Annotated in this window: 25 protein-coding genes and 4 tRNA genes; 16 read left to right on the top strand and 13 right to left on the bottom strand. The window is 58.0% G+C overall.

Annotated features, from left to right (window positions below):
- Window positions 1-8 precede the first annotated feature (8 nt).
- On the bottom strand, window positions 9-239 hold the full coding sequence (locus AB1N67_RS20990) for a PP0621 family protein (RefSeq protein WP_043209659.1): 231 nt from the start codon (window positions 237-239) through the stop codon (window positions 9-11).
- 93 nt (window positions 240-332) lie between these two features.
- The gene (locus tag AB1N67_RS20985) at window positions 333-1,352 is read right to left on the bottom strand and encodes an outer membrane protein assembly factor BamD (protein WP_043209657.1); all 1,020 of its coding nucleotides are present in this window, start codon (window positions 1,350-1,352) and stop codon (window positions 333-335) included.
- A 148-nt stretch (window positions 1,353-1,500) separates the two neighbouring features.
- Between AB1N67_RS20985 and rluD the strand changes: the two genes are divergently transcribed.
- The 6 genes from rluD (at window position 1,501) to AB1N67_RS20955 (ending at window position 6,611) form a co-directional block, all read left to right on the top strand.
- A complete protein-coding gene (gene rluD / locus AB1N67_RS20980) occupies window positions 1,501-2,463 on the top strand; it encodes a 23S rRNA pseudouridine(1911/1915/1917) synthase RluD (RefSeq protein WP_043209655.1) in 963 nt (320 codons plus the stop codon).
- Complete coding sequence (gene pgeF / locus AB1N67_RS20975) at window positions 2,460-3,197, top strand: peptidoglycan editing factor PgeF (RefSeq protein ID WP_043209653.1); 738 nt, start codon at window positions 2,460-2,462, stop codon at window positions 3,195-3,197. Before rluD ends, pgeF begins: the two co-directional genes overlap by 4 nt.
- A gap of 242 nt (window positions 3,198-3,439) precedes the next feature.
- The gene (clpB, locus tag AB1N67_RS20970; protein ID WP_367863363.1) at window positions 3,440-6,004 is read left to right on the top strand and encodes an ATP-dependent chaperone ClpB; all 2,565 of its coding nucleotides are present in this window, start codon (window positions 3,440-3,442) and stop codon (window positions 6,002-6,004) included.
- Window positions 6,005-6,372: 368 nt separating this feature from the next.
- Window positions 6,373-6,448 (top strand) — tRNA-Asn (locus AB1N67_RS20965).
- A 4-nt stretch (window positions 6,449-6,452) separates the two neighbouring features.
- Window positions 6,453-6,529: transfer RNA gene (locus AB1N67_RS20960), tRNA-Pro, on the top strand.
- Between the two features lie 6 nt (window positions 6,530-6,535).
- Window positions 6,536-6,611, top strand: a tRNA-Lys gene (locus AB1N67_RS20955).
- Window positions 6,612-6,870: 259 nt separating this feature from the next.
- Here the strand turns inward: AB1N67_RS20955 and AB1N67_RS20950 are convergent.
- The 3 genes from AB1N67_RS20950 to AB1N67_RS20940 all read right to left on the bottom strand — a co-directional run bounded on the left by AB1N67_RS20950 (window position 6,871) and on the right by AB1N67_RS20940 (window position 9,187).
- Window positions 6,871-8,166 (bottom strand): NAD(P)/FAD-dependent oxidoreductase, encoded by a 1,296-nt coding sequence (locus tag AB1N67_RS20950; protein WP_253131678.1) that lies wholly within the window; start codon window positions 8,164-8,166, stop codon window positions 6,871-6,873.
- A gap of 84 nt (window positions 8,167-8,250) precedes the next feature.
- Window positions 8,251-8,424 (bottom strand): DUF3094 family protein, encoded by a 174-nt coding sequence (locus AB1N67_RS20945; RefSeq protein WP_043209647.1) that lies wholly within the window; start codon window positions 8,422-8,424, stop codon window positions 8,251-8,253.
- A 133-nt stretch (window positions 8,425-8,557) separates the two neighbouring features.
- Window positions 8,558-9,187, bottom strand: coding sequence for a DUF1780 domain-containing protein (locus AB1N67_RS20940; RefSeq protein ID WP_043209644.1), 630 nt, complete (start codon window positions 9,185-9,187; stop codon window positions 8,558-8,560).
- 130 nt (window positions 9,188-9,317) lie between these two features.
- Here AB1N67_RS20940 and AB1N67_RS20935 point away from each other — a divergent pair, with 130 nt between their 5' ends.
- Together AB1N67_RS20935 and AB1N67_RS20930 are read left to right on the top strand one after the other, a co-directional pair.
- The gene (locus tag AB1N67_RS20935; protein ID WP_043209642.1) at window positions 9,318-10,001 is read left to right on the top strand and encodes an energy-coupling factor ABC transporter permease; all 684 of its coding nucleotides are present in this window, start codon (window positions 9,318-9,320) and stop codon (window positions 9,999-10,001) included.
- Window positions 10,002-10,237: 236 nt separating this feature from the next.
- On the top strand, window positions 10,238-11,140 hold the full coding sequence (locus AB1N67_RS20930) for a hypothetical protein (protein WP_367863362.1): 903 nt from the start codon (window positions 10,238-10,240) through the stop codon (window positions 11,138-11,140).
- Between the two features lie 466 nt (window positions 11,141-11,606).
- Here the strand turns inward: AB1N67_RS20930 and yacG are convergent, their stop codons facing one another.
- The 4 genes from yacG to AB1N67_RS20910 are packed head-to-tail and all read right to left on the bottom strand — an operon-like array spanning window position 11,607 to window position 14,503.
- Complete coding sequence (gene yacG / locus AB1N67_RS20925) at window positions 11,607-11,807, bottom strand: DNA gyrase inhibitor YacG (protein WP_367863361.1); 201 nt, start codon at window positions 11,805-11,807, stop codon at window positions 11,607-11,609.
- A complete protein-coding gene (gene coaE, locus AB1N67_RS20920) occupies window positions 11,804-12,427 on the bottom strand; it encodes a dephospho-CoA kinase (RefSeq protein ID WP_043209638.1) in 624 nt (207 codons plus the stop codon). Before coaE ends, yacG begins: the two co-directional genes overlap by 4 nt.
- The gene (locus AB1N67_RS20915; RefSeq protein WP_043209636.1) at window positions 12,427-13,293 is read right to left on the bottom strand and encodes an A24 family peptidase; all 867 of its coding nucleotides are present in this window, start codon (window positions 13,291-13,293) and stop codon (window positions 12,427-12,429) included. Before AB1N67_RS20915 ends, coaE begins: the two co-directional genes overlap by 1 nt.
- A 1-nt stretch (window position 13,294) precedes the next feature.
- On the bottom strand, window positions 13,295-14,503 hold the full coding sequence (locus AB1N67_RS20910) for a type II secretion system F family protein (RefSeq protein ID WP_367863360.1): 1,209 nt from the start codon (window positions 14,501-14,503) through the stop codon (window positions 13,295-13,297).
- A gap of 218 nt (window positions 14,504-14,721) precedes the next feature.
- On the opposite strand from AB1N67_RS20910, the gene AB1N67_RS20905 reads away from it, so the two are divergent.
- The 6 genes from AB1N67_RS20905 to trfA all read left to right on the top strand — a co-directional run bounded on the left by AB1N67_RS20905 (window position 14,722) and on the right by trfA (window position 18,644).
- A complete protein-coding gene (locus AB1N67_RS20905; protein WP_367863359.1) occupies window positions 14,722-15,132 on the top strand; it encodes a pilin in 411 nt (136 codons plus the stop codon).
- Between the two features lie 82 nt (window positions 15,133-15,214).
- A tRNA-Thr gene (locus tag AB1N67_RS20900) sits at window positions 15,215-15,290 on the top strand.
- Window positions 15,291-15,455: 165 nt separating this feature from the next.
- A complete protein-coding gene (locus AB1N67_RS20895) occupies window positions 15,456-16,667 on the top strand; it encodes a tyrosine-type recombinase/integrase (RefSeq protein WP_367863358.1) in 1,212 nt (403 codons plus the stop codon).
- On the top strand, window positions 16,664-17,401 hold the full coding sequence (locus AB1N67_RS20890; RefSeq protein WP_367863357.1) for a hypothetical protein: 738 nt from the start codon (window positions 16,664-16,666) through the stop codon (window positions 17,399-17,401). The genes AB1N67_RS20895 and AB1N67_RS20890 overlap by 4 nt, the downstream gene beginning before the upstream one ends.
- 119 nt (window positions 17,402-17,520) lie before the next feature.
- Entirely contained in the window at window positions 17,521-17,724 is a 204-nt protein-coding gene (locus AB1N67_RS20885; protein WP_367863356.1) for a helix-turn-helix transcriptional regulator, read from the top strand.
- Window positions 17,725-17,756: 32 nt separating this feature from the next.
- On the top strand, window positions 17,757-18,644 hold the full coding sequence (gene trfA, locus AB1N67_RS20880) for a plasmid replication initiator TrfA (protein ID WP_367863355.1): 888 nt from the start codon (window positions 17,757-17,759) through the stop codon (window positions 18,642-18,644).
- Between the two features lie 660 nt (window positions 18,645-19,304).
- Here trfA and AB1N67_RS20875 read toward each other — a convergent pair.
- Genes AB1N67_RS20875 through AB1N67_RS20865 form a run of 3 tightly spaced genes read right to left on the bottom strand, consistent with a single transcriptional unit; the run spans window position 19,305 to window position 20,951 of the window.
- Window positions 19,305-19,793 carry a hypothetical protein gene (locus tag AB1N67_RS20875; protein ID WP_367863354.1) on the bottom strand — a complete coding sequence of 163 codons (489 nt, stop codon included), beginning with the start codon at window positions 19,791-19,793 and terminating at the stop codon, window positions 19,305-19,307.
- Entirely contained in the window at window positions 19,790-20,716 is a 927-nt protein-coding gene (locus AB1N67_RS20870; RefSeq protein ID WP_367863353.1) for a site-specific integrase, read from the bottom strand. Before AB1N67_RS20870 ends, AB1N67_RS20875 begins: the two co-directional genes overlap by 4 nt.
- A complete protein-coding gene (locus AB1N67_RS20865) occupies window positions 20,709-20,951 on the bottom strand; it encodes a hypothetical protein (RefSeq protein ID WP_008091975.1) in 243 nt (80 codons plus the stop codon). Before AB1N67_RS20865 ends, AB1N67_RS20870 begins: the two co-directional genes overlap by 8 nt.
- Window positions 20,952-21,899: 948 nt before the next feature.
- Between AB1N67_RS20865 and AB1N67_RS20860 the strand changes: the two genes are divergently transcribed.
- Complete coding sequence (locus AB1N67_RS20860) at window positions 21,900-23,759, top strand: hypothetical protein (protein WP_367863352.1); 1,860 nt, start codon at window positions 21,900-21,902, stop codon at window positions 23,757-23,759.
- A 934-nt stretch (window positions 23,760-24,693) separates the two neighbouring features.
- On the top strand, window positions 24,694-25,212 hold the full coding sequence (locus AB1N67_RS20855; RefSeq protein ID WP_173895566.1) for a hypothetical protein: 519 nt from the start codon (window positions 24,694-24,696) through the stop codon (window positions 25,210-25,212).
- 143 nt (window positions 25,213-25,355) lie between these two features.
- Here the strand turns inward: AB1N67_RS20855 and AB1N67_RS20850 are convergent, their stop codons facing one another.
- Entirely contained in the window at window positions 25,356-25,997 is a 642-nt protein-coding gene (locus tag AB1N67_RS20850) for a hypothetical protein (RefSeq protein WP_049870065.1), read from the bottom strand.
- Window position 25,998 lies beyond the last annotated feature (1 nt).

Below are 25,998 nucleotides of genomic sequence, written 5' to 3'. Positions count from 1 at the left end.
GATCGACCTCAGCGCTGTTGCCCTGGCCCTTGCTCCAGATGAGCCTGGCTGCAATACCAGTCATTGCCCCGTCGCAATGCGCGATCGTTGGGTAGGTGCACGCCGCAGTGGGCGCAGCGCACCATCTTCAGCGGGTCATCGAGCTTGGGCTCGGAGGAAGACTGCTGGCTGGCGTTGAATTTGCGCCACAGCCAGAACGCAGCGCCGATCACGGCGATCCAGAAAAGTAGACGAACCATGGTGTCCAGTTTGTCGAGAGGAAAGACCGACAGTCTAGGGCGCAGCCAATAAAAAAGGGAGGCCTTGGGCCTCCCTTTCTGTTGCGCGTGATATCAGTCGAACAGACCAAAGGTCATGTAGCTGAACCACGAGCGGTCTTTTTCGGCTTCTTTCGGGCCTTCCGGCAGGATCGGGTTGCCGTCCTCATCCTTGGGCAGCAGCTCTTCAGGCATCTCCGAGCGCGCATCCTGGAACTGCTTGACCACGTCCTGGTTGGCGCGGGTTTCGCCCGGCGGCAGCGGGGTCTCGGTTTCGATCAGGCCCAGGGTGGCCTTGGACAGCCAGGAGCGGTTGTCGGCTTCTTCCTGCTTGGGCTGGAATTGACCGTCGACCAGGCTCGGGTGGTCCGGGTAGTTGAGCTTGAGGGTTTCCAGGCTGGTGGCAGCCAGTTCGTCCAGGTGCAGGCGCTGGTAGGCCTCGACCATTACGGCCAGGCCGTCGCCGACCGATGGGGTTTCCTGGAAGTTCTCGACCACGTAGCGGCCACGGTTGGCGGCGGCCACATAAGCCTGACGGCTCAGGTAGTAGTCGGCGACGTGAATTTCGTAGGAAGCCAGCAGGTTGCGCAGGTAGATCATGCGCTGCTTGGCGTCCGGCGAGTAGCGGCTGTTGGGGAAGCGGCTGGTCAGCTGGGCGAACTCGTTGTAGGAGTCGCGGGCGGCACCTGGGTCACGCTTGGTCATGTCCAGTGGCAGGAAGCGCGCCAGCAGGCCGCGGTCCTGGTCGAACGAGGTCAGGCCCTTGAGGTAATAGGCATAATCGACGTTCGGGTGCTGCGGGTGCAGGCGGATGAAGCGCTCGGCGGCGGATTTGGCAGCCTCCGGCTCGGCATTCTTGTAGTTGGCGTAGATCAGTTCCAGCTGTGCCTGGTCGGCGTAGCGGCCGAACGGGTAGCGCGATTCCAGGGCCTTGAGCTTGTTCACGGCGCTGGTATAGCTGTGGTTGTCCAGGTCGGCCTGCGCCTGCTGGTACAGCTCGGCCTCGCTGAGGTTCTCGTCGACGACTTCCTTGTTGGAGGAACAGGCAGCGGTGAGCCCGAGAATGGCGATCAGCAGCAGGTGTTTCACTTGCATGGCGGCTTGCGTCCCTTTGACGGCCGCTGTCTTGGGCGGTGCCGTCCTGTTATGATGAGCGCCCCCGGCCAAACCCGGGGCAAAAGAAGCCGTATTTAACCACAAGCGTGCAGCTGAAACCAAAGGCTGTGCGCCCGCCGAATCGAGCATGTCCGAGATCATTCAACTTAGCGCAGAGGTCCCGTCCGAACTGGGGGGCCAACGCCTCGACCAAGTCGCCGCCCAACTCTTCTCCGAGTACTCGCGCTCGCGCCTGTCCTCGTGGATCAAGGACGGCCGCCTGACGGTCGACGGCGCGGTACTGCGCCCGCGCGATATCGTCCACAGTGGCTCCGTGCTGGCCCTCGACGCCGAGCAGGAAGCCCAGGGTGAATGGGTGGCCCAGGACATCGAGCTGGATATCGTCTACGAAGACGACCAGATCCTGGTGATCAACAAGCCTGCCGGGCTGGTGGTCCACCCGGCGGCGGGCCATGCCGACGGCACCCTGCTCAATGCCTTGCTGCACCACGTGCCGGACATCATCAACGTGCCGCGTGCCGGTATCGTGCATCGCCTGGACAAAGACACCACCGGCCTGATGGTGGTGGCCAAGACCCTGCAGGCCCAGACCAACCTGGTCGACCAGCTGCAAAAGCGCTCGGTCAGCCGCATCTACGAGTGCATCGTGGTCGGGGTGGTCACCGCCGGTGGCAAGATCGACGCGCCTATCGGCCGTCACGGCGGCATGCGCCAGCGCATGGCGGTGACCGACGGCGGCAAGCCTGCGGTCAGCCACTATCGCGTACTCAAACGCTTCCGCTCGCACACGCATGTGCGGGTCAAACTCGAAACCGGCCGTACCCACCAGATCCGCGTGCACATGGCCCATGTGGGCTTCCCGCTGGTCGGCGACCAGACCTACGGCGGGCGCTTCCGCATTCCACCGGCAGCCAGCGTAGCCATGGTCGAGGCGGTCAAGCACTTCCCGCGCCAGGCCTTGCATGCGCGCTTCCTGGCGTTGGACCATCCGACCACCGGCGAACGCATGGAATGGGCTTCGCCGTTGCCGGATGATTTCGTCTGGTTGCTGTCGCTGCTCGCCCAGGACCGTGAGAGCTTCATCGGATGAGCGGCCTGACGCAGTCGCTGCTGTTCCCCGACTGGCCGGCCCCGGCCTCGGTGCACGCCTGCGTCACCACCCGCGAGGGCGGCGTCAGCCTGCCGCCCTACGAGTCCTTCAACCTGGGTGACCACGTGGGCGACGACCCGGTTGCGGTCGCCGAGAATCGCCGCCGCCTGAGCGACGCCTTCGGCATCCGGCCGGCCTGGCTCAAGCAGGTGCATGGCCTGGTTGTGGCCGATGCCGACCCGGCGGTGGTGGCCGAGGCCGACGCCAGTTTCACCGACCAGCCCGGCATCGCCTGCACGGTGATGACCGCCGACTGCCTGCCGGCCCTGTTCTGCGACCGTGCCGGTACCCGCGTGGCGGCCGCTCATGCAGGCTGGCGCGGGTTGGCTGGCGGTGTGCTGGAAGCCACGCTCGATCGCCTCGGTGTTCCTGCCGACGAGGTGTTGGTATGGCTGGGCCCGGCCATTGGGCCACAGGCGTTCGAGGTGGGGCTGGAAGTGCGCGATGCTTTTACCGCCGTGCACCCCGAGTCTGCTGCAGCCTTCGTCAACGGTGAGCGCCCGGGCAAACTGATGGCCGATATCTACCAGCTGGCGCGTATCCGCCTGGCGGCCCGTGGGGTCACCGCTGTGTATGGTGGTGGTTTCTGCACGGTCAACGACCCTCGCTTCTTCTCTTATCGACGCACGCCGCAGGGTGGGCGTTTCGCTTCGTTGGTCTGGCTGCGGCCTTGATGCCCTAGGGGCTGCTTCGCGCCTCATCCCAGACCTCGCCAGCGCCTATAGTCTCGCGAATATCTTGTAGAAGCCTGCCCGGGCGCGCAAAGCGCTCTTGGTCAGATCCGCACTGCTGACCTATGTCAACCCCGCTAAGCTTGAAAAACCCAGAATCAGCCTTATCTATTGGTCATCTCAGGCAGGTTCTTCATTACAGGTGCTATCCATCGCTCCGCCTGCCCTTATAGGAAGGTATCCCCATGCGAATAGACCGTTTGACCAGCAAGCTGCAACTGGCGTTATCCGATTCCCAATCCCTGGCCGTGGGCATGGACCATCCGGCCATTGAACCTTTGCACTTGATGCAGGCGCTGATCGATCAGCAAGGCGGGTCCATCAAGCCGCTGCTGATGCAGGTCGGCTTTGACATCAATGGCCTGCGTCAGGCTCTGGCAAAAGAGCTGGACCAACTGCCGAAAATCCAGAATCCCACGGGCGATGTGAACATGTCCCAGGACCTGGCGCGCCTGCTCAACCAGGCCGACCGCCTGGCCCAGCAGAAGGGCGACCAGTTCATTTCCAGCGAGCTTGTGTTGCTCGCCGCCATGGACGAGAACAGCAAGCTTGGCAAACTCCTGCTCAGCCAGGGCGTGAGCAAGAAGGCGCTGGAAAACGCCATCAACAACCTGCGCGGCGGTGCGGCGGTCAACGACCCCAATGCCGAGGAGTCGCGCCAGGCTCTGGACAAGTACACCGTCGACCTGACCAAGCGCGCCGAGGAAGGCAAGCTCGACCCGGTGATTGGCCGTGACGATGAGATCCGCCGTACCGTGCAGGTCCTGCAGCGTCGTACCAAGAACAACCCCGTGCTCATCGGTGAGCCTGGCGTGGGCAAGACCGCCATCGCCGAAGGCCTGGCCCAGCGCATCATCAACGGCGAAGTGCCCGATGGCCTCAAAGGCAAGCGCCTGCTCGCCCTGGACATGGGCGCGCTGATCGCTGGCGCGAAGTATCGCGGTGAGTTCGAAGAACGCCTCAAAGCGTTGCTCAACGAATTGTCGAAGCAGGAAGGCCAGATCATCCTGTTCATCGACGAACTGCACACCATGGTCGGCGCCGGTAAAGGCGAGGGCGCCATGGACGCCGGTAACATGCTCAAGCCGGCCCTGGCCCGTGGTGAACTGCACTGTGTGGGCGCAACCACGCTCAACGAGTATCGCCAGTTCATCGAAAAAGACGCAGCGCTCGAGCGCCGCTTCCAGAAGGTGCTGGTCGAGGAACCGAGCGAGGAAGACACTATCGCCATCCTGCGTGGCCTGAAGGAGCGCTACGAGGTGCACCACAAAGTGGCCATCACCGACGGTGCCATCATCGCCGCGGCCAAGCTCAGCCACCGCTACATCACCGACCGTCAGTTGCCGGACAAGGCTATCGACCTGATCGACGAAGCGGCCAGCCGCATCCGCATGGAGATCGACTCCAAGCCTGAAGTGCTCGACCGCCTCGACCGTCGCTTGATTCAGCTGAAGGTGGAGTCCCAGGCGCTCAAGAAAGAAGAAGACGAGGCCGCGAAAAAAAGCCTCGAGAAGCTGACCGAGGAAATCGAGCGTCTGGAGCGTGAGTACTCCGACCTGGAAGAAATCTGGGCCTCGGAAAAAGCCGAGGTGCAGGGTTCTGCGCAGATCCAGCAAAAGATCGAGCAGGCCCGTCAGGAACTCGAAGCTGCCCGCCGCAAAGGTGACCTGAGCCGCATGGCCGAGCTGCAGTATGGGATCATCCCTGATCTTGAGCGCAGCCTGCAGATGGTCGACCAGCACGGCAAGACCGAGAACCAGTTGCTGCGTAACAAGGTGACTGAAGAAGAAATCGCCGAAGTGGTCTCCAAGTGGACCGGCATCCCGGTGGCCAAGATGCTCGAAGGCGAGCGTGAGAAGCTGCTGAAGATGGAAGAGTTGCTGCACCAGCGCGTGATCGGCCAGAACGAAGCCGTCACCGCCGTGGCCAACGCCGTACGTCGCTCCCGGGCCGGTCTCGCCGACCCGAACCGCCCAAGCGGCTCGTTCCTGTTCCTCGGCCCGACCGGTGTGGGCAAGACCGAGTTGTGCAAGGCGCTGGCCGAGTTTCTCTTCGATACCGAGGAGGCCATGGTACGGATCGACATGTCCGAGTTCATGGAGAAGCACTCCGTGGCTCGCCTGATCGGCGCTCCACCCGGATACGTCGGTTACGAGGAGGGCGGTTACCTGACCGAGGCTGTGCGTCGCAAGCCGTATTCGGTGGTGCTGCTGGACGAAGTGGAAAAGGCTCACCCGGACGTGTTCAACGTGCTGTTGCAGGTACTTGAAGATGGCCGCTTGACCGACAGCCATGGCCGTACCGTGGACTTCCGCAACACGGTGATCGTGATGACCTCCAACCTGGGCTCGGCGCAGATCCAGGAACTGGCCGGTGACCGTGAGGCGCAACGTGCGGCGGTGATGGACGCGGTAAGTTCGCACTTCCGTCCGGAGTTCATCAACCGGATCGACGAAGTGGTGGTGTTCGAGCCGCTGGGCCGCGAGCAGATCGCCGGTATCACCGAGATCCAGCTTGGCCGCCTGCGCAGCCGTCTGGCCGAGCGCGAGCTGTCGCTGAGCCTGAGCCCAGAGGCCTTGGACAAACTGATCGCAGTCGGTTACGACCCGGTGTATGGCGCACGGCCGCTCAAGCGTGCGATCCAGCGCTGGATCGAAAACCCGCTGGCGCAGTTGATCCTCGGTGGGCAGTTCCTGCCTGGTGCGGCGATCACCGCCAAGGTCGAAGGCGACGAAATCGTCTTTGCCTGAGCCCGGCAGTCAAGAAAGAGCCCCGCCTTGGCGGGGCTTTTTCGTTTCGGCTTTGCGGCGTTGGGCCTGTCGACGCAGTTGCTCGGTAACGCAAACCCCTGATTTTTCTGGGCCCGATCTAACTAGCTGAATATTTTGAAAAAAATGCTTGCACAGAAAATCGAGTGCCCCTAATATACGCCCCGCTGTCAGGCACTACACAGATCACCGGCGGTACAAGGGATCTGAAAACAATTTGCAAATCAGTAACTTGAAAGCAAATTGGGGGTTGACAAGCAAAACGAAGAATGTAGAATAGCCGGCCTCAGCAGCGACAACGCTGAAGAGTTCGAAGCTAACACAGGCTTCGAAGTTGTACGAAGTTCAGTTCCGCGATAGCTCAGTCGGTAGAGCAAATGACTGTTAATCATTGGGTCCCTGGTTCGAGTCCAGGTCGCGGAGCCAATTTCGGGGTGTAGCGCAGTCCGGTAGCGCGCCTGCTTTGGGAGCAGGATGTCAGGAGTTCGAATCCCCTCACCCCGACCATTTTCCGGGTCGTTAGCTCAGTTGGTAGAGCAGTTGGCTTTTAACCAATTGGTCGTAGGTTCGAATCCTACACGACCCACCATGTAAAAAGGGCATCTCGAATGAGATGCCCTTTTTCTTTTGCCTCGAATTTATCCAAACTTGTCACTGCACGACGGCACCCGTCAGTGCCCCTTCAAAGATTTCGGGCAGTACCCGACGATGAAGCACAAAAAAAGCACCTTCCGGTGCCTTGATGTGTATCGCCGCCGGTTGGAGGAGCGGGTTTGCCTGCGAAAGCGATAGCCGATTCACTATCGTACTCGCGGACAACCCCATTCCTCCAAGCGAGAGCTGGTCTGTCAGTGCAGTTTCAGGCGCGGCTCAGTACCCCGCCCAATCTTGCTACCCAGCATCATCAGTGCCGTGCGGAAGAACCCGTACAACGCCATTTGGTGCATCCGGTACAGCGACACATAGAACATCCGCGCCAACCAGCCCTCCAGCTTCACGCTGCCCATCAGGTTACCCATCAGGTTGCCCACCGCCGAGAAGCGAGACAGCGAAACCAGCGAGCCGTAGTCCTTGTATTCATAAGTCGGCAGCGGCTTGTTCTCAAGCCGAGCCCTGAGGCTCTGGGCAAGCATCGAAGCCTGCTGATGCGCGGCCTGGGCCCGTGGCGGCACGTTGCGGTCGCTGCCGGGTTGCGGGCAGGCGGCGCAGTCACCGAAGGCGAAGATGTTGTCGTCGCGGGTGGTCTGCAGGGTCGGGCGCACCACCAGCTGGTTGATGCGGTTGGTTTCCAGGCCATCAATGTCCTTGAGGAAGCCTGGCGCCCGGATACCGGCCGCCCATACCTTGAGGCTCGCCTGGATCACTTCGCCGGACGCCGTCTTCAGACCATCCTCGGTCACTTCACTGACCGCCGCGTTGGTCATCACTTTCACCCCGAGTTTTTCCAGGGTCTTGTGCACCGGCACGCTGATACGCTCAGGCAGGGCAGGCAACACGCGTGGGCCTGCCTCGATCAGCGTGATGTGCATGTCCTTGGGCTGGATGCGGTCCAGGCCGTAGGCCGCCAGTTCGTGGGCCGCGTGGTGCAGTTCGGCCGCCAGTTCCACACCGGTGGCGCCGGCGCCGACGATAGCCACGCTGATCTTCTCGCTGGCCACATCACCGGCATGGGCGCGCAGGTAGTGGTTGAGCAACTGCTGATGGAAGCGCTCGGCCTGCTTGCGGGTATCCAGGAACAGGCAATGCTGCGCTGCACCGAGTGTGCCGAAGTCGTTGGTGTTGCTGCCCACGGCGATGACCAGGGTGTCGTAGCCCAGGGTGCGCGCAGGCAGCAGTTCGCGACCTTCTTCATCGAGGGTTGCGGCCAGTTGGATCTGCTTGGTCTCACGGTCCAGGCCGCTCATGCGCCCCAGCTGGAAATTGAAGTGATTCCACTTGGCCTGGGCCACGTAGTTCAGTTCGTCTTCCGAGGAGTTCAGCGAGCCGGCGGCCACTTCGTGCAGCAGGGGCTTCCAGATGTGCGTGAGGTTGGCGTCGACCAGGGTGATCTCGGCCTGCTTGCGCTTGCCCAGGCTTTTACCCAGGCGGGTCGCCAGTTCCAGGCCGCCGGCGCCGCCGCCGACAATCACGATGCGATGAGTCATGGGGATATCTCATAAGGTTTAAGGAATTCTTGGCCCCAAGGGCCGGCCGCGACAGGGGCGAGGGGAGGGCGAGCGCAAGGCAGCTCATAGCACCAGTCCACTCAACAGGCGGCTAAGCAGGCCCAGGCCGATGGTCACAGCCACCACTACCACGAGGAGCAGCAAAGGCCGGAATGGCTTGCGCTCGACTCGATGCTGAGGTGCCTGCAGGTATTCATCGACACGACGCTGATCTTCTGGATTCAAGCGGCTGGTCATGGTGGGCCTCGTCAGATAGACGCTTGTGACTGCGAAAACACCACAGGGTTCTCGCAAGCACTTGATATCGAATGATAATGCTTTCTATCACTGGCGCCGAGTGTACGCCATCGCAAAGACTCTCGGCAGTGGATCAAAGACTGATACCGACATCGAAGACAATGCTGCGCCCCAGGTTCCCGCGCAGAAAATCCGGTGCGTCGGGGTGGGCGAACAGCACCCGGGCGAACGTCGGCCCCACCAGCGACAGCGAGCGCCACCCCTGGCGCAGGTATTCGGTAGGCGGCGGGAAGTGGCTGTTGAGGTCCAGCACTTCGCGCTTGAGGCTGGCGAAGGCGATGATATCAAGCTCGCTCAGATCCAGCCCGCGTTCCCGATAGTTGTGCGCCTTCTTGCGCAGCGTCGGGGCCAGGCGCCCGAGCAGCTCCTGGGCGCTGATCCGCCTTGGCCGCGCCTCGCGACGCACCAGCTGGCTCAGGGAAAACGCACTGCGCCGGCGTTGCAGCTCCTCGCGCCATTCGTCATTGAGCCGGCGCCCTTCATCGAGCACGAAGAACACCTCGAAGGCGGCATCACGAAACAGCACGTCAGGCGGCTCCTGGCCCGCCGGTGTGAAGTCCTCGCTGCGATAAGCGATGTTCAAGCCTTGCAACAGGCGCTGGCACACCCAACGCTCTCGTTCCCATTTGCGGGCGTTGGAGAGAAAGGCATTGGCTTGTTCGGCCTGGATGGTGAGCAGGCGCAGGTAGTCTGAGTCATCCATGGGAACAAGCTTAGTCGCTAATCCATGACGGTAAGATGCTGTTTGTGCGCAGGAAACCGGTGGCAGAACGATAGCCTCGGCAATCGGGTGTAGACTCGGCGTATCCGCGACCGTCCGAAGGAGCGAACCGGTGATCAGTGCGCAGGTCCTGTCCACCGCCAGCCTGACCCTGGGTTGGCTCGGCTATGTGCCCCTGTTGGTATGGGCCCTAAGCCGCACGCGTTGGGTCGAGTTGTTCAGTGACAGCCGTCGCCAGCATTTATTGTTTGGCACGGTCTTCGGCTTGTTCGTGCTGTGGTTGGTCCGGCGGGATTTCGACACAGGCGTCTCCTACCACTTCATCGGTATGACTGCGGTGACCCTGTTGCTGGACTGGCCGCTCGCGGTTCTCGGCGGTTTCCTCGCCCAACTCGGGTTGCTGGCGCTGGGCCGACAGGACCTGGCCGCCCTGGGCGTCAACGGCCTGTTGATCATCGGCCTGCCGGTGCTGGTCACGGAGGTCTGCGCGATCCTGGTCGAGCGCGCCCAGCCGCGTAACCTGTTCGTCTATATCTTCTCTGGATTTTTCGCCGCGGCGTTGTCGGCCTTGCTGTGCGTCCTGGCTGGGCTTGGCCTGCTCTGGCTGGATGGACGTTTCGCCATGCCGGAATGGCTGTCGGACTTCATTGGCTACCTGTGGTTGATCATCTTCCCCGAGGCTTTTATCAATGGGACGGTGATCAGTGCTTTAGTGGTGTTTTGTCCGGAGTGGTTGGAGACGTTCAATCGCACCCGATATTTACAGGCGCCTTGGAATGATGACGAGAGGCGTTGAATAGTTATCGCCGGTAGTCAGTTCTTGTTTGATAGTTCCAACAGTGTCTGTAGTACGTTTCCTTGTTTGACCTTTTACTGCGCTTGCGCCGTTGCCGCGTGCTTCATACGTCCCTACTCTCGATCAGCTGTTGGTGCTGAATAATTAAGGGAAATACGTATGAGGTACCTGAGTCTGAAGCCCGGTCGTTTATCAATCTTGAAACCAAAAATTACGAATCGCTTAAATCAGAGCTGATGCTTTCACGAAATCAACTCGCGAAATTCGATGTTTTAAATGCGCATCTTGCCGGCGGCGTGGTGATAAAAGGTGAGCTGGTGATTCTCGGTGATCCCTCTACACCAAACTGCACCAGCCATGAGGCCTTTCTGATGGCCGAGGCTGCAAACATCCACGCCGATCTGGCCCGCAATGGTCCAGATGACTTCCTTATCCAGAACTTTGACTTCATTAAAGGCTTGCTGGCCCACGCTTCAATGGGGGTGGGCATGGCTAGTGATGCCTGGAGCAGGCATCTGGAGAGCATCAAGAAAACACTTCAGGAAATAGAAAAGCTTTATCAGGACTTTCTGAGGGATGGACGTGGCAACCGGCGTGATAGGTTTTATGTAAAGCGCGCGGATTTATTTGCGAGGTTGAGGCAGCAACTGCGCTTCTTCGCCTCCTTTGGCTCGGGGCTACGGGGAGACGGATCGATAAAAAGCCGCTTGGGTATCTCCACGAAGAGCTTTTTGCACACCGGTGAAATACCGGGGTATGCCGAAAAGGTCGCGGGTGTGGTGCGGGCGTCGAATCTGCTCAAGAGGGGGACCTACCTAGCCATGACAATCGAGGTGGGTTCCACGGCATTGTCTATTAATAAAGCCTGCACCTTGGGACGTGAGGAGGAATGCCGTAAAGCCAAATATGTAGAAGGCGGAGCGCTGGTCGGTGGTGTCGGTGGAGGCTGGGGGGGAGGCATTCTCGGCGCCGGTGGCGCTTCGTACATATGTGCCGCACTCGGGATTTCTTCATTGGGCACAGGCGCATTGATTTGTTCAGTTCTGGGGGGAGCGGTAGGAGGAACAATAGGAGGGATGCGCGGGAGCGAGTTGGGCGAGGCACAAGGTCTCAAGTTATATGAGGGGGGAGGGCTTTGACTATCAGTTTCGGGCTAACGATAGGGTTATTGATATTGGGTTCGCTGTGGGTTTCTCTTTGCGTATTGGCATATGTGTCGTGGCGCTATCTAGACTATCTAGAATCCTTGATGTCGAGAAGCAAATATGTGGTAGAGACTCGAGAGTATTATTCGAATGCAGGGCTGCCGGGGCGAATGATTCGGCTCATCTCAATTTCTTTGGCGCTGTCTTATTCCAAGATTGGAGTACGTAAAGGATTTGTGAACGCTGAGGATGTAAAAAACTTTCCGCTGCATATAAAAAGAAGATTGCTTTTGCTGTTGTATTTTCTCCATTTTTCCTTAGCAGCGTTGATTCTCGGTAGTTATCTGACGCCAAGCTGACCAATTTTCGCTTGCAGATAAAAAAGAGTCTCTACCTCTGTCAAGCAGGGCAGGCGAAGCAGTGCTGCAAAGGGGCGCAATGCGCCCCAAAACGCCACCGATCAATGCCTCGGCTCCAGATCCCCGGAATACAACTCATCCTCCGACTCTTCCGAAGCCGGAATCTTATGCTCCTCAGCCGCCCAGGCGCCCAGGTCGATCAGCTTGCAACGATCAGAACAAAACGGCCGAAACGGGCTTTTCTCGCTCCATTCCACAGGGGCCTCGCAAGTCGGGCAGTCAACGGTCAATGGCTGGCTCATGGCTGGCCTCCTCGTAAAGTCAGGTAAAAGTGATGCAGACGATCGATCTGCTCATGCAACCAGCCCAGGTCTCGGTCGTTGACCACCACGTCATCGGCATGGCGCAACCGCTCCTCGCGGGCGGCCTGGGCCTTGAGAATCGCCTGCACCTGTTCCGGGCTGGTGTTGTCGCGGGCCAGGGTGCGTTGGATCTGCAGCTCCTGTGGCGCATCGATCACCAGCACACGCTGGGTCTTCGCGATCTGGCCGGACTCCACCAGCAGCGGCGACACATAGATCGCATAAGGCGATTCCGCCTTGGCCAGGTAGCTGAAGATTTCCTGGCCGATCAGCGGATGCAGCAGCGCCTCCAGCCATTGGCGCTGGGCGGGGTCTGCGAAGATCAGCTTGCGCAGGGCTGCGCGGTCGAGCTGGCCGTCCTCCTGCAATACGCCCGCGCCGAAGCGCTCGACGATACTCGCCAGCGCCGGCCGGCCAGGCTCGACGACCCAACGCGCTGCCTGGTCGGCATCGACCAGATGTACACCCAGCTCGACGAATCGCTCGGCCGCAGCGCTTTTGCCGCTGCCGATGCCGCCGGTGAGCCCGAGAATCCAGGGGGTAAATGCCGCAGTGGTCATCAGTGTCCAAACAGTTGCAGGTAGGAGACGTACATTTCATCACCCCAGAGCACTGCGATCCAGCCCGCAATGGCCAGATACGGCCCAAACGGCATGGCCGACCCCATCGATGCTCGGCGCAAGCGCAACAGGCACAGCCCAATCACCGCCCCCACCACCGATGACATTACCAGCGTCAACGGCAATACCTGCCAACCGCCCCAGGCGCCGATCAAGGCCAGCAACTTGAAGTCGCCATAGCCCAGCCCTTCCTTGCCAGTGAGCAGCTTGAATAGCCAATACACCCCCCAAAGGCTCAGATAGCCGATGGCCGCACCCCAGAGCGCATCGGGCAAAGGCGTGAACAGGCCAAAGGCATTGCACAACAGCCCCAGCCAGAGCGTGGGCATCACCAGTACATCGGGCAGCAGTTGGTGGTCTGCATCGATCAAGCTCAGGCTCAGCAGGCACCAGGTCAACAACAGGGCGAACAACGCTTGCAGCGACGGCCCGAAATGCCAGGCCACCACTATCGAAAGAACTGCACAGCCCAGCTCCACCAACGGATAACGTGCATCGATGGCAACCTTGCACGCCGAGCAGCGACCGCGCAGCCACAGATAGCTCAGTACCGGGATGTTCTCCCAGGCGCGAATGCGATGGCCGCAATGGGAGCAGCGCGAGGCCGGCAGGCACAGGTCGAAGCGCTCATGCGTCACCACCGGCAGGCCCAGCACCTCCTGCGCCTCGCGCTGCCACTGACGCTCGAGCATGATCGGCAAGCGATACGCCAGCACATTGATGAAGCTGCCGAGCAACAGCCCCAGCAGCCCGGCGAAGGTCAGAAACAGCACCGGCTGATTGGCGAAAACAATCCAAAGATTCATGTCAGACCAAGTTACCCAGCTGGAAGATCGGCAGATACATGGCGACCACCAGGCCACCCACCACCACCCCAAGGACCAGCACGATGGTCGGCTCCAACAGGCCGGTCAACTGGTCGAGTGCCTGGTTGACCTGTTCCTCATAATGGGCCGCGGCCTTGTTCAGCATCTGGTCCAGCGTGCCACTGGACTCACCGATCGCCGCCAACTGCACCAGCATCGGCGGAAACAACCCATCCGCCTCCATCGCCTGATGCAGCCCCTGGCCGTTGCCCATGGCCTGGCGCAGCCGCCCAATCGCCTGTTCATGCACTGGCCCACCGCTCACCGCCGCCACCGTGCCCAGCGCATCGAGCAGCGGCACCCCAGCCCCATAGGCCGTGCCCAGGCTGCGGGAAAATCGCGCCAACGCCGCTTCGGCCAGCAACGTGCCGAGCACAGGCAAGCGCAACACCTGGCGAGATATCCACAGGCGGGCAGGGGCATGGCGTTGATACAGCTGGCGCAACGACACACCCAACATCACAAGCGCGCCCAGCAACCACGGCGCATGCCGACCCAGCGCTGTGGATAAGTCGATCACCCATTGCGTGAACGGGGGCAGCGCCGAATCGAAACTGGCGAACAACCCCTGAAACCGCGGCACGACCTCCAGCAACAACAACGCCGATACCCCCAAGCCCGTCAGCAACAGCAGCAGCGGATACAGCATCGCCTTGCGCACCCGCCGCTGCAGCGCCCGGCGCCGCTCCAGCAGGTTGGCGAGTTGCTCGAGCTGCCGATCCAGCGTGCCGGACTGCTCACCCACCCGCACCAGGTTGCAATACAACCGGTCGAACCACCTCGGGTGACGCTGCAGCGCATCGGCCAGGCCCAGCCCTGCGCCCACATCCTGTTGCAATTGCGTCAGCAGCCGCCCCAGGTGTTCATCCCCACCGCTGCGCCCCATCACCTCGAATGCCTGCAACAGCGGCACCCCGGCCCTGAGCAAGGTCGCCAGTTGCCGGCTGAAGCCCGCCGCATCCGCCTTGTCGCGCCCAGCGGGCCAGCGCCACTGCACCCGGCTCGCCGGCCGCACGCGGGCAGCGCGGATGCCCTGGCGCAGCAACTCGGCCCGCACGAACGCCTGGCTGCGCCCCTCGGTGCGGCCATTGATCTTGTTGCCGTTGATGGTGGTGCCTTCCCAGGCGTACATGCGTGTCGAATGGCTCATGCAAACGTCCCTAATTGCCGCCCCGACAAGCCCCGTAACAGCTTGTCGCGTCCCTGACCGGGCGGGTTTCCCTGTTGATCACTAGAGTAGTCCAGCGAGCCCGGCCACCTGACGGGCAGGGGTGACAAAAGGTGTCGGTTCGGCTCTACTGCGCGCCTGTCTGCCCGGGGGCCGAGACTGCAACCCAGGCATAGCCGTATCAACAAGGAAAAGCGTTCATGAAAGGGCAACGGGGCATCACCCTGATCGAGCTGATGATTGTCGTGGCGATCATCGGCATCGTGGCGACCATCGCCATACCCATGTACACCAACCAGCAAGCTCGCGCCAAAGCTGGCGCCGGCCTTGCGGAAATCTCCGCACTCAAGACCGCAATGGAACTGCGCCTGAACGAAGGCAAGGACGTCACCGACGTCACCGCCCTCGGTGGCCAGCCCAGCACCGCCCACTGCGCCATCACTGCCCGCGGCACCGCCGCCGATGGCACGGCCAGCATCACCTGCACCCTCGCCGACGCCCCCGCCAACGTGCTCGGCAAAACCCTCACGCTCACCCGCTCCGCCACCGGCTGGACGTGCACCACCAACGTCGAAGCAGACCTCGCCCCGACCGGGTGCAGGGCCTCCTGACCCAGGCGCCGGGGGAGGGGGAATAAGCGAGGCGAAACAGGCGTTTGCGTAACCGCCACGGCAGTGGTAGCGTTGCGCTCACGCCGGTGTAGCTCAGTCGGTAGAGCAGCGCACTCGTAACGCGAAGGTCGCAGGTTCGATTCCTGTCTCCGGCACCAGTCAATAGATTCATGCAGTGCCAAGCAGTCGCATGAAACCCCTCAGAAGCCCGCCTAGTGCGGGCTTTCTGTTTCATACGGTGCCATCCGATCCCATCCCAGCCCTTGCCATCTGAGTACCCCTGCGAGTACCTTTGCGCTGTTCAATAATCTATGGGTACTCACATGCCTTTGACAGCGCTGCAAGTGAAGAACGCTGCACCCCGCGAAAAGGACTTTGGCCTTGCTGACGGAGGAGGCTTATTCCTCTGGATTCGAGCCGCCGGCGGCAAGTCTTGGCGCTTCCGTTTCAGGCTGGACGGTAAGCAGTCGCACATTTCTTTGGGCACTATCGACAACGTTACGTTGGCGCAGGCTCGCCAGCTTGCATTTGATGCACGCCAGCAGGTTTCGCAGGGGCGGCATCCAGGCCTTGAGAGAAAGGTCGCTCGGGCCCAGGCGGCAATTTCTCGTGCTAATACCTTCAAAAGTCTCGCATTGGAGTGGCATCAGCATAAGTCTGCACGCTGGTCAGAAGGGTATGCGACTGACGTCATCGAGGCTTTTGAGCTGGACATCTTTCCGCAGGTTGGAACCTTGCCCCTGTCTGAGATCAAGCCCATGCAGTGGTTACAGGTCTTCCGCCGCATAGAGTCACGTGGGGCTTTGGAAAAGCTACGCAAGGTTCGACAGCGCTGCCAAGAGGTGTACCGCTTTGCGATTGCCACGGGCAGGGTCGAATACAACCCCATCGCAGATATCGGAGGAGCACTTCAAACGCCTACCTCCCGGCACTATCCCTTCCTTCCTATCGCCGAAATCCCAGATCTGATTCGAGGCTTCCAGGCGTGCCCAGGGCATGACGTGGTGAAAATTGCTACCCGTTTACTAATTCTCACGGGTGTACGGACTGCCGAGCTCAGAGGGGCGCCGTGGTCCGAGTTTGACCTCGACAATGGACTTTGGACGATTCCAGCCCAGCGGATGAAAATGCGCCGCGCCCATCTAGTCCCGTTGTCGACGCAAGCGGTGACTGCATTGCGTGAACTAGAAGGCATCACAGGTGGTTACACGCTTGCGTTTCCTGGTCGTAATGACCCTGCGAAGCCGATGAGCGAGGCTGCGATCAATCAGTTGTTGAAGCGCTCCGGTTACGACGGCAGGGCTACAGGGCATGGTTTCCGCCACACGATGTCAACCACCCTGCATGAGCAGGGATATCGAAGTGAGTGGGTCGAGACCCAGCTGGCGCATGTGGATAAGAACAGCATTCGCGGTACCTATAATCACGCTCAGTACTTAGAAGGACGTCGTGAGATGCTTCAGTGGTACTCAGACCATTTAGACGCTTTGTCATGCAACGAAGCCGGAGCCCATGCTGGAGGCAGTACTGCATGAATGATGTAGTAAAACTTTCAGAATTAATTTTGGGAAGCACGCACGGCTCTAAACTTGATTTTGAAGAGTCAGTGTACGACTTATGTGGGTTGGTCAAGGGGCTGCGAGCATATTATGAGCAGCAAGGAAGGGTTATGCTGCCTGCTAATGTGCTTTGGGTTGGAGGAGGAGACTCACCAATAAAATCGGTCCGTAACTACAAGGTTTCATATGCAGGGTTGGAAGATTATTTAAATAATTTGTGTGGGCCTGTTTCTGAGAGTGGCTGCGATTTCATTCCATCCTATTGCGAGACTGACGCCACCGTTAGGGACGTACCTATAAACTTGATCTACGTCTCTTTGAGTGAGCTAGAGAAATTGACTTTGGAGGCGGGGGTAAAACATTGGGCGCCTGTATCGAAAGCAAAATTGACTGTCAGTGTTCAGGCAAAAGCCTCAGGTGAGGAACTTCGACAGATAGAGCTTAATAAAGTTAGTGTGATAATTAATGGGCTGATTAGCTTGGTGAAGGAAGTTGGCAAGGCCTACTCGGATAATCACGTGGGTGATGTGGAAAAGCGGCGCGCGGATTATATTAAGAGTGCTGTGCGTAATATTAATAACGCAACGCGTAAAGACTTTGACATCTGTAATGCGCTAAAGCTGCTTGCCGATGATGCTGGTGTTGATATGCGAGTAGATCTCCAGACATTTAAAAAATATAAAGCGGGAGGGGCAAAAGTAAAGTCTTAATTCTGAAAGTCTAGAGAGAATTTGGGAATCTCCGACATAATTTGGGAATTCCCATGACTTTCATCTTGGTGTGCCATTGAATGCCTAGCCATCCAACCCGGCCTCAGGAGGGCCTCTAGATGGCTAATCAATCTGTCTCACCTTTGTTACTTCGTCTGCCGGGAGTCTGCGCCCTTGTGGGGCTGAGTAAGTCTCAGATCTACCGCTTGATTCGAGCTGGGGAGTTTCCTTCCGGAATTTCTCTCGGAGCGAATTCTGTGGCATGGCCGGCGGAGCAGGTACAAGCTTGGGTAGCGGATAAAATCAGTTCGTCTGTTCGTTGACGATGGCTACAAATCCGCCACTGCCACCGCGCGTGAATATAAAGATAGAGGAGCTTAGAAAGAGCTCCATTGCTCGGCGTAAAGAAAAAGATAAGGATAAACACGTTGAGGTCGAGGTTGAGATCGAAACCAAACGTGAATCTCTACCAAATTGGTCCGACTCTGTTAGGCGTGTACCTAATGTGGCTCTTAGATCGGCGTTATTTGGAGCCTTGAGGAAGGGGGGGCGACCTTATGTTGAGCAGATGGAGGTCAACGCGCTAGGTAGCGTCAGCATCCTCTATACAGGGGTTCTCCTTGATCAAGGAGATTTAGATGTTTGGGAGGCAGTTCTACACTTGGCGCGCATGCAAGAGTTGGGAGTGGAATGCAGAATTACTGCCTACCGTCTTCTGAAGGTTTTGGGGAAAACCGATTCAGGTAAGAATCGACGTATCTTAGACTTGAGCATCAGTCGCTTGAAAGCCACTGCTTTACAAGTAAAGGTTGGTAAATATTCATATGAAGGCAGTTTGATTCATGAGGTTTATCGCGATCATCATGAGCGGAGTGAGCGAGTTTATGTCATGCGATTAAATCCAAAGCTGGGTGTTTTGTTTCGTGAGGATCAATTCACTGATGTGGATTTGTCTATTAGGTATGCGCTACGCGGTAAGCCGCTTGCACAGTGGATACATGGATTTTATTCCAGTCACGCACGGCCGTATGATCTTAAAGTCGAAACTTTGCATAGGTTGTGCGGAAGTCGTGCAAGCTCCTTGGTTGACTTTAAAAAGGACTTGCTGAAGTCTCTTGAGGCAGTAAAGCAAGCGAGTGCCAACGTTGGTAGACCGTTTAGCTATCTTGTTGAAGCTCATTTGGTCCAAGTTAAGACAACTCCTAGCGCCTCTCAAAAGCGGCATCTAGATAAGAAACGTTGATACCGCCCCAGTTCCGCTGGTACCGCTCAAGCATTCCTGCTCGTAACGTACCAGCTTTCTACTTATACCGTTCCAGCGCCCCTGTTAATGTCGTTCCAGTACCCCTTTTGATGCCTTCACCACCCCTGTCGATACCGGTCCAGCACCCCTGTCGATACCGTTCCAGCTCCCCTGTCGTTGCCGTTCCAGCACTCCTGCCGATACCATTCCAGCACTCCTGCCGATACCATTCCAGCACTCCTGTCGATACCGTTCCAGCACTCCTGCCGATGCCGTTCCAGCACTCCTGTCGATGCCGTTCCAGCACTCCTGTCGATGCCGTTCCAGCACTCCTGTCGATACCGTTCCAGCACTCCTGCCGATACCGTTCCAGCACTCCTGCCGATACCGTTCCAGCACTCCTGCCGATACCGTTCCAGCACTCCTGCCGATACCGTTCCAGCACTCCTGTCGATACCGTTCCAGCACTCCTGCCGATGCCGTTCTAGCACCCCTGAATACCGTTCTAGCACCCTTAGAATGCCGTTCTGACACCCCCATCATTACCGTTCCAGCACCCCTTGGACGATTTGAAAAACCGCGCTCCAGCCCAGTAGGAATAGGGTGTCGGCCGTAGCACGGGAGGCTGCTAATCTCTTACTAATCAAATCTAATCGCTGCTTACAGTTGGGTGCTAATAACTGACTGTGAGAAGAGATTACGATCCCTCTGGAGGGCTTGTTTCACGACTGCTGCCGTCGCATCGTCGCCAGTAGCCCATGTCTCCATGAGCACGTTTAGGTAAGCGATGCGGTCGTGCATCAACTTGACCTGTCTCTGATCGTCAGAGGCGGCCTTGATCGCGGCGTCTCGCTCTTGGTCAGCGATACCGAGAATCTGCATAAGGCTAGCTACCTCATGTCGATGATGCGTTGCAGTTGCAGCTAAGCGCTCAAGGTGCAGCTGTTCGAGAGCTTCAATTTCTTTGCCTTGTTCTTTGTGCAGAGCTAGCTGTCGCTGAGTGCTGGCATCCAGCAACGTTTCAGTTTGCGCTATAGCTTTTTTGCTCTCGATAAGTAAGAGGAGGAGCACGACAATTAGAATGAGCGACGCACCTAAAACGAAGAGAAGGCAGCTTTGAATCAGGGTTGGATCGATAGTGGTGCTCAACGCAGATAGACCTCGGTAATCTCAGGGCGGAAATGGCCCAGTTCCTGTGAGACCACCTCCAAGGCTTGTTTCCGTGGGAGATGACGTTGTAGTGAAGCCATTCGCTCTTGAGCGTACGTGTGGCGTAATCCATGTGCGCCATTTGACCAGCCGAGAGCTTCCTTCGAGGCAGTGCTGACGCTTTTGCTCCAAGGCTGGCCGCCGCCAATTGCATAGAATTGCTGGTAGTTGATGCCGCGATCCGTTACGCCCCGTGGTGCCGCCAGCCTGGTCCTTTCTAATCGTTGAGCCAGTGGAATCGGGATACGCACCTCGCGAACCAGTCCACCTTTACCGTGAACGGTGTAGCTGATCGTGGTTTCCCGAATTCCTGCAAATTTCATCCCGTGCGTTGGACGTTCATCCGCTACACGGCGATGAGTTCTTTGGAGGCTCAGCAATTCATGTGCACGGAGACCCGCTGCGTATGCAATCTCTGTCGCAAGCGAGTTGTGAGGCGCTTGCCGAGAGGCGATCAGCGTCATCTGCTCGCGGTTATATGCTCGTGTTTGGTTGGCCAAACGGCGACCCAAAGTCGGATGCTCCTTCGTGCTCGTGCGAGCGGTCGCGCTGCTCTTGATTACTTCTAGAGTCTGGCCTAGCGGCAGTTGTAGGGTGACGTGCTGCATCATGGCCTGGAGAGCCTGACGCTCCATATCCAGGGTTTTCTGGCCCACGGTCGTCGCTCTTTGCTGTAGGTAGCTAATAGCGCGATCAGGGGTCATTTCACGGAGGCTGCCTAAGCGATGCTCCTGTAGGTAAGCGGTGATGCGTACCAACCGCTGCTCATAGTTACGAACAGTGCCCACGGATCGAATGTGGGTGCCCTGGAGCTTTTTCATCACGGATGCAGCTTGCGTTGTAGGCTTGGCAAACTTAGCCACTCAGGCGATTCCGATGTAGCCATCGGTGCACTGTAGAACGCTGAATTTTGATACCTTTTTCCGCTATCCAGCGTTGCAGTTCGGTGCCATTGCAGCCTGCGGAATCAAGCTGCAACAGCTCGTACTTATAGTTATCCAGCAATGAGCGACGTTGGGCATAGGTTCGGGGTTTTCTCCGAATCCTAGATTCGGCCTTGAGGCGTGCAGTAATGCTCTGCGCATCGAATTCGCTCATGGGATTCTCTCTATCAGGTGTAAGAACTCCTGACCGTTACCGGTTCAGCGACACACCATCCGTAGATGGTTCGTTGTGTGCCTGTTCGCCCCCCTTAGCATGAGATGCAGGCGGGGACTGTTCACGCCTACTCGGATTCTCCGAGTGAGTTCCTGAGTGTCCGCTCAGGTTCGGCTGCCATTGGGTCTGGCTGACCATGTTGGGTTGTCTTCTCTCCTCAAGTGATTGGTCGTTGATGGTCCCGATTTGTAGTCGGCGTTGGGCCGGGCACACACGCGATGACGCAGGTGTGGCCGATGGGCTAATGCCCGCGATGACGCAGGCCGAGCCCCCTGCCACTGTCCCAACCCATGAATCACACGGGTAACGAGACTGCCGGGCAGTGCGGTTTGGTTCGTGATCAGCTTACGAAAATGGGGGAGGGCAAACAACGCAACTGCGCTGCGTTGTATTTGTTGCGCGAAATCAAACCGTTCGATGGTGCCCGCTATGTGGCGCGACGTTTAGGAGCGTTACATAGCGGGCACGGGGCGCGAGCAGAACCAGTAGCAGTAACTACATAGGGTTCGGTAGAACCGCAGCCAGTGGATTCATAGGATCGATACGTATCCTTTATCACTGGAGTGATGTGACGATGAAATTCGCGATTTTTTTGGACTGGGTTCAGGTGCGTATGCCATTCCTTACCAGGTGGGCGGGTCGGCTGGGATTGCTCCTAGGCCCCGTTCTTTGCGTTCTGCATCTGATCGCCGCATCAATTTTTCCACCATACGGGCAACTCGTACTCGCCCAATATGATGCGGTCCAGCTCACCGGAAGCCTCTTAGCCGCTCCGACTGCGCAGTATTTCATTCTGTTGGGCGTGGTCTTCGGTGTCCTGTGGGTATTCCTTTGGGCTGTCCGGTGTGCCTTGGCTCTGCGTAGTTGGATCATCTGTCGGCGGGCGGCATGATGAGCATTGGCACGGCTGAGGATTTCGCCGGATTCAATTGGGTATTCGGGCTGTGGGAAAACGTTGCGTTGACGATCCTGACTGCCACCGAGCCGCTATTTGTTGCATTCAACGAAACCAGCAACGCGCTTATCGTTGCGGTTGGTTTTGGGTGGATGCTGCTCGTTGCATTGCGCGTGGGACAGGGCGCGGCGCGTACGTTGTTGTCCGGAATTATGATTTTCCTGGTTGTAGCGTACGGAATGAGACCGGTGACCGTAACCCTTCCAAGCGGAGCAACGGTCCGGTTGGTTGAGGCTCAGGCGGTGCCGCTCAGTTTCGTGATGACGATTCACAAAATCTACAGACAGGCTTTTGATCAGGTTCTTAGTGATCAAACAGTAGCAGGGACAATCGTCCCCGCGCAGTCCGCGATTGACAACATGGTAGGTCGATCAGCCGAAGTGTTTGCCGGCAGTGATTTGGCTCGGTTGATTAGAGATTACAACGCTAGTTGTGCCCCGGCGCCGGCGGAGCTTGCCGGTCCCGAGCACGCGGCCAAAGTCGAAGCTTTGCAGTCTATAGGGCTGCTCGGCGGTGGTGGCTTGGGGATACCGGATGAAGAAGTCGGCGTGATAGCACAAGCACGCACCGCTATTGGCGGCGCGTGGACATATGTGTTCGGTTCAGCCGAAGAAAATGGAGGTTGGGGAGCTTATCTGTTAGGCGGCGGGGCTGCCCGAGCTAGTCTGGGTCAGGTGCTTGACCAGAGAGCTATCCAGTCGCGTCGTGAGGCCGGTATTCGTGCTCTTGAATCTGCCGGGCCGTTCATGGGGGAACGCTATGCCCTGCCAACGCAAGCGCATTGGGCCGCCAAGCTTGCAGGGGAATCTCAAGCTACGCCGTCTTACTTGTCGATCAGCACAGTGCCAGGGCAGGAGTCGGCTATCGTCGGCGACGATCAAGGAATAATGTTTCGACCCACCAGTTGCATCGAGGCATACAAAATTGCCCAGATGGGCGCTGAGCAGGCGTATCAGGCGTTGCGCGAGTCGGGTGCGGTTATAGCAGGTGGGCAGAGAGTAAGCGCTGAGGTGGGGGCTGTCAGTACAGCGACAGCTTGGCAGCGATTCATGGCTGGTTCATTGCAGAAAACGGCGGGCCTCTCTCGTGGGGATAGTGAGGTTGCTGGAAGCTTCTTAGCCGCGGCTCAGATGTGGAAGAACTTTAGCGGGTGGCTTGATCTGCAAACGCTGTTACCTGGTTATGTGATCATGTCAGCCTGGTTGTTTTGGATTGTGTTACTCCTCGCGCCGTTCTTCTTGATGCTCGCGCCTCTCAGGGGCGGTAGGATGTTGACCAATTGGCTGTCGCTGCTGATGCTGCCGGTCATCTCCGTCATGACCGCACAGATGATCACTGTTGCGGTGTCCCAGACGGTGGCTGCTGTTGCGGTTGCCCAAGCGGGGGCTGCTAGTGGGTGGTCAGGCGTCGGAGCGGACTATGACGGTCTTCGTGGGTTGATGTCAGCTATTGCAGCTGTATCACTGGGCATTTCCACCTGGATCACTTCGAGTATGCTAGGTGTATCGTTGGGGGGGTTGGCTGGTAGCCTGTCCGGCGCTGTGGCAACTGCCAGCGATGTAGGACGCCTAGGTATGAAAGCGGTTGGGTTTGCCATGATGGGCTCCCGAATTGCTAGCATAGCGGGAGCGGCCTCGACTGGGCGCAGGCGTGGCTCTAAAACTCAGTCGGGCAACGAAACCCCTCCATCCATGCCACCGTCAGCCAATCCGGTTGGGCCTAGCTCGATTCCCACATTTCGGCCCGGTAGCCCTGGTGTGAGATCGCTAAACCCACCGAAAGCCGGACGTTAGAGTTCGGGCAAGGGGGGCGGCGCTGACCGCCCTGGTACAGGTGATGACGTCGCTTTTTGCGGGGCTCATCTGTACAAGCCCACCATTTCCGAAAGAAACCAACAGATGCATTCGCGGCGCCCTAACAACTCAATTGGGGGCACCGCTTTTGCGTTGCCGAAGCAGTTGGCCGCACAAGCTCGCAACTGCCGTTCCAGTGACTCACCTTTAAGGCTCCTCTGAGATGAGTCACTGGTTCTTCGCCCTGCCATTGGCATGGCGTCGCCAGACCCAATCAAGCCTGCGCCACACCAGTGACTACCCAGCGAAAATCTCCGAAAAACCACTGAGAATCATCGGCGCACCCTCTCGTGCTTTGGGGGACTGTTGATACACCCCGGCTTACCTATGAGATCCGCCACGAACTCCTCGATTCCCACTTGGGGTAGTGAGCATTTTTTTCCGTGGCCCGATGACACCATGCCAAGTGGTGTTTTGCTTCCCCCTCTACTGGGAGAGGAGATGAGCATGAAGACTCTTTTGATCACGGTTGTATGCGCTGGGGGAGGGTATTTGCTGGGAACGAATCGCTTAGTACCTCCATGGCTGGTAATCGGATTGGGAATTTTGGGCGTGGGGTTATGGGCCATTGCCGAGTGGATTGAGCTCCGGGAAGGGAATGACGAGGGCAAACCATGATGTATGCCGATATGAAGGATCTTGCCGTTCTATCTGCAATGTTTCCTTCCTGGAGTTGGAGGCTGGCGGTGAGACGACGGGTATTTGTGGCATCGGAAGGGCCAGTCATCCGACTCTACTGGATGCCAGCCTTGTTGAGCCTTGACGAGTTTCGTGCCCAGCTTTTTGTGAAGGAGCTCAACGCCTTAGGCGCGTCTGGTGGCTCAAGACAGGGGGAGAGGTGATAATGGCAAATTGTTATCAAGGAGTGTGCTGTGTGAAAAAATGGAAACTGGTGATGCTGGCTGTGGCATCCGCCTCCCTTGCCGGGTGCTGGCAGAGCGATTACGCCTTTGAGGGGAAATACTTCGTTGCGGAGGGGGAGGAGTGCGCGCCCCCTACTAGCGCCTCGGATCGCGAGCAATATCTTCTGGATATCACCAAACAGGTCCACGACGGTAAAGCTTTGTACTCGGCCAGATTCCCAATCGCTGCGAAGCTGGGAGCTCCTCTCACCAGCGAACAGAGCGTGACTGCAACAGACGATAATGAGCTGACTTTCCGGTTCAATAAACCTGAAGTTTCCGGAGTGTTTTCAGGAAGCCCGGCAGTGGAAATCATGCTCACCGTCGTGCCTAACAAGAGCAGAAAAGATCATCTCTGGATGAAAAAAGCGACTTTCACTAGCGTTCGAGACGGGAAGGTCATCGAACGAGATTTTTTAGCCAGTCTGAGAGCTGCAAGCAAGGTCGGGGAGTCCGGTGCTTGTTTGAGAAAAGATAGCGTCGCCCTATGATTGGCTAAACATCGGGCTGCCAGAGATAAGGGGGAGCGCCTTGGCGCTCCCTCCGTGTAACAAACCAATCGTGTTGCAGTTCGCTTGAGAGCGGGCAGAAGCCGCGAGCCATTTGGGATTTTCGAGTGATGCGCTAAAGTCCGCTATTTTCGCTCTGTCACTCGGCCAAGATAGTGGCAGTCTGTTTCCCGGTTGAGTATGTCTATAATTTCATCAAGTGCAATTTTTTTATGCAGTCCAATTTTGAAGCTGGCTCCATTGGTATAAAAAAGGTCGGCATGGTCTAAGGGGTGTTTGTGCCCATCTCGTCTGTCGGGGTCATGGTCGAAGCGCAGATATCCGTCTTCTGCATCAAGTAGCTCGGCCAGAACAGGCCAAAAGTCATTTGAAGCCCCACCCTGGCTTTCGAAATGTTCCGCTAGAGTCCACTCATTGATCAAGCCATTATTTTTCAGAAGTGATGCTATCAGTAGTATTTCTGAGGATAGCCTACTATCAATATCAATGCCGGAGATGGTTTTTACGGTAAATGAGCCTGCATCGGCTTCAACCCTAAATGGAAAGGCTACGGAAAAAGTTTTAGGGCCGCTGGAGTAAAATAGTCTACTCATTCTGGAGTTGTGGATGTGGATTTCTGCGGCAGTAATAGCTTCATGCGGTGGAAAGTAGTTGATGATTACTTTTATTGAGTCCATCCATAGTCTCAAAATATCAAACCTGCTGCGTATGGCCTTAGTGAAAGCTTCAGTCTGATATTGGTCCACTTTGAAAATATTTACCGTCATA

It is taken from the genome of Pseudomonas guariconensis (assembly GCF_040822035.1).
GTDB classification, from domain to species: Bacteria; Pseudomonadota; Gammaproteobacteria; order Pseudomonadales; family Pseudomonadaceae; genus Aquipseudomonas; species Aquipseudomonas guariconensis.
This window is presented reverse-complemented; position numbering and strand designations above follow the sequence as displayed.

What these genes read in the sequence shown, in the direction of transcription:
- pgeF (WP_043209653.1), top strand. Translation starts at nt 2,460, where the DNA reads ATGAGCGGCCTGACGCAGTCGCTGCTGTTCCCCGACTGGCCGGCCCCG.
- AB1N67_RS20950 (WP_253131678.1), bottom strand. Translation starts at nt 8,166, where the DNA reads ATGACTCATCGCATCGTGATTGTCGGCGGCGGCGCCGGCGGCCTGGAA.
- coaE (WP_043209638.1), bottom strand. Translation starts at nt 12,427, where the DNA reads ATGACCACTGCGGCATTTACCCCCTGGATTCTCGGGCTCACCGGCGGC.
- yacG (WP_367863361.1), bottom strand. Translation starts at nt 11,807, where the DNA reads ATGAGCCAGCCATTGACCGTTGACTGCCCGACTTGCGAGGCCCCTGTG.
- clpB (WP_367863363.1), top strand. Translation starts at nt 3,440, where the DNA reads ATGCGAATAGACCGTTTGACCAGCAAGCTGCAACTGGCGTTATCCGAT.
- AB1N67_RS20940 (WP_043209644.1), bottom strand. Translation starts at nt 9,187, where the DNA reads ATGGATGACTCAGACTACCTGCGCCTGCTCACCATCCAGGCCGAACAA.
- AB1N67_RS20865 (WP_008091975.1), bottom strand. Translation starts at nt 20,951, where the DNA reads ATGAGCGAATTCGATGCGCAGAGCATTACTGCACGCCTCAAGGCCGAA.
- AB1N67_RS20990 (WP_043209659.1), bottom strand. Translation starts at nt 239, where the DNA reads ATGGTTCGTCTACTTTTCTGGATCGCCGTGATCGGCGCTGCGTTCTGG.
- AB1N67_RS20905 (WP_367863359.1), top strand. Translation starts at nt 14,722, where the DNA reads ATGAAAGGGCAACGGGGCATCACCCTGATCGAGCTGATGATTGTCGTG.
- AB1N67_RS20930 (WP_367863362.1), top strand. Translation starts at nt 10,238, where the DNA reads ATGCTTTCACGAAATCAACTCGCGAAATTCGATGTTTTAAATGCGCAT.
- AB1N67_RS20860 (WP_367863352.1), top strand. Translation starts at nt 21,900, where the DNA reads ATGATGAGCATTGGCACGGCTGAGGATTTCGCCGGATTCAATTGGGTA.
- AB1N67_RS20890 (WP_367863357.1), top strand. Translation starts at nt 16,664, where the DNA reads ATGAATGATGTAGTAAAACTTTCAGAATTAATTTTGGGAAGCACGCAC.
- AB1N67_RS20850 (WP_049870065.1), bottom strand. Translation starts at nt 25,997, where the DNA reads ATGACGGTAAATATTTTCAAAGTGGACCAATATCAGACTGAAGCTTTC.
- AB1N67_RS20915 (WP_043209636.1), bottom strand. Translation starts at nt 13,293, where the DNA reads ATGAATCTTTGGATTGTTTTCGCCAATCAGCCGGTGCTGTTTCTGACC.
- AB1N67_RS20945 (WP_043209647.1), bottom strand. Translation starts at nt 8,424, where the DNA reads ATGACCAGCCGCTTGAATCCAGAAGATCAGCGTCGTGTCGATGAATAC.
- AB1N67_RS20885 (WP_367863356.1), top strand. Translation starts at nt 17,521, where the DNA reads ATGGCTAATCAATCTGTCTCACCTTTGTTACTTCGTCTGCCGGGAGTC.
- AB1N67_RS20895 (WP_367863358.1), top strand. Translation starts at nt 15,456, where the DNA reads ATGCCTTTGACAGCGCTGCAAGTGAAGAACGCTGCACCCCGCGAAAAG.
- rluD (WP_043209655.1), top strand. Translation starts at nt 1,501, where the DNA reads ATGTCCGAGATCATTCAACTTAGCGCAGAGGTCCCGTCCGAACTGGGG.
- AB1N67_RS20910 (WP_367863360.1), bottom strand. Translation starts at nt 14,503, where the DNA reads ATGAGCCATTCGACACGCATGTACGCCTGGGAAGGCACCACCATCAAC.
- AB1N67_RS20985 (WP_043209657.1), bottom strand. Translation starts at nt 1,352, where the DNA reads ATGCAAGTGAAACACCTGCTGCTGATCGCCATTCTCGGGCTCACCGCT.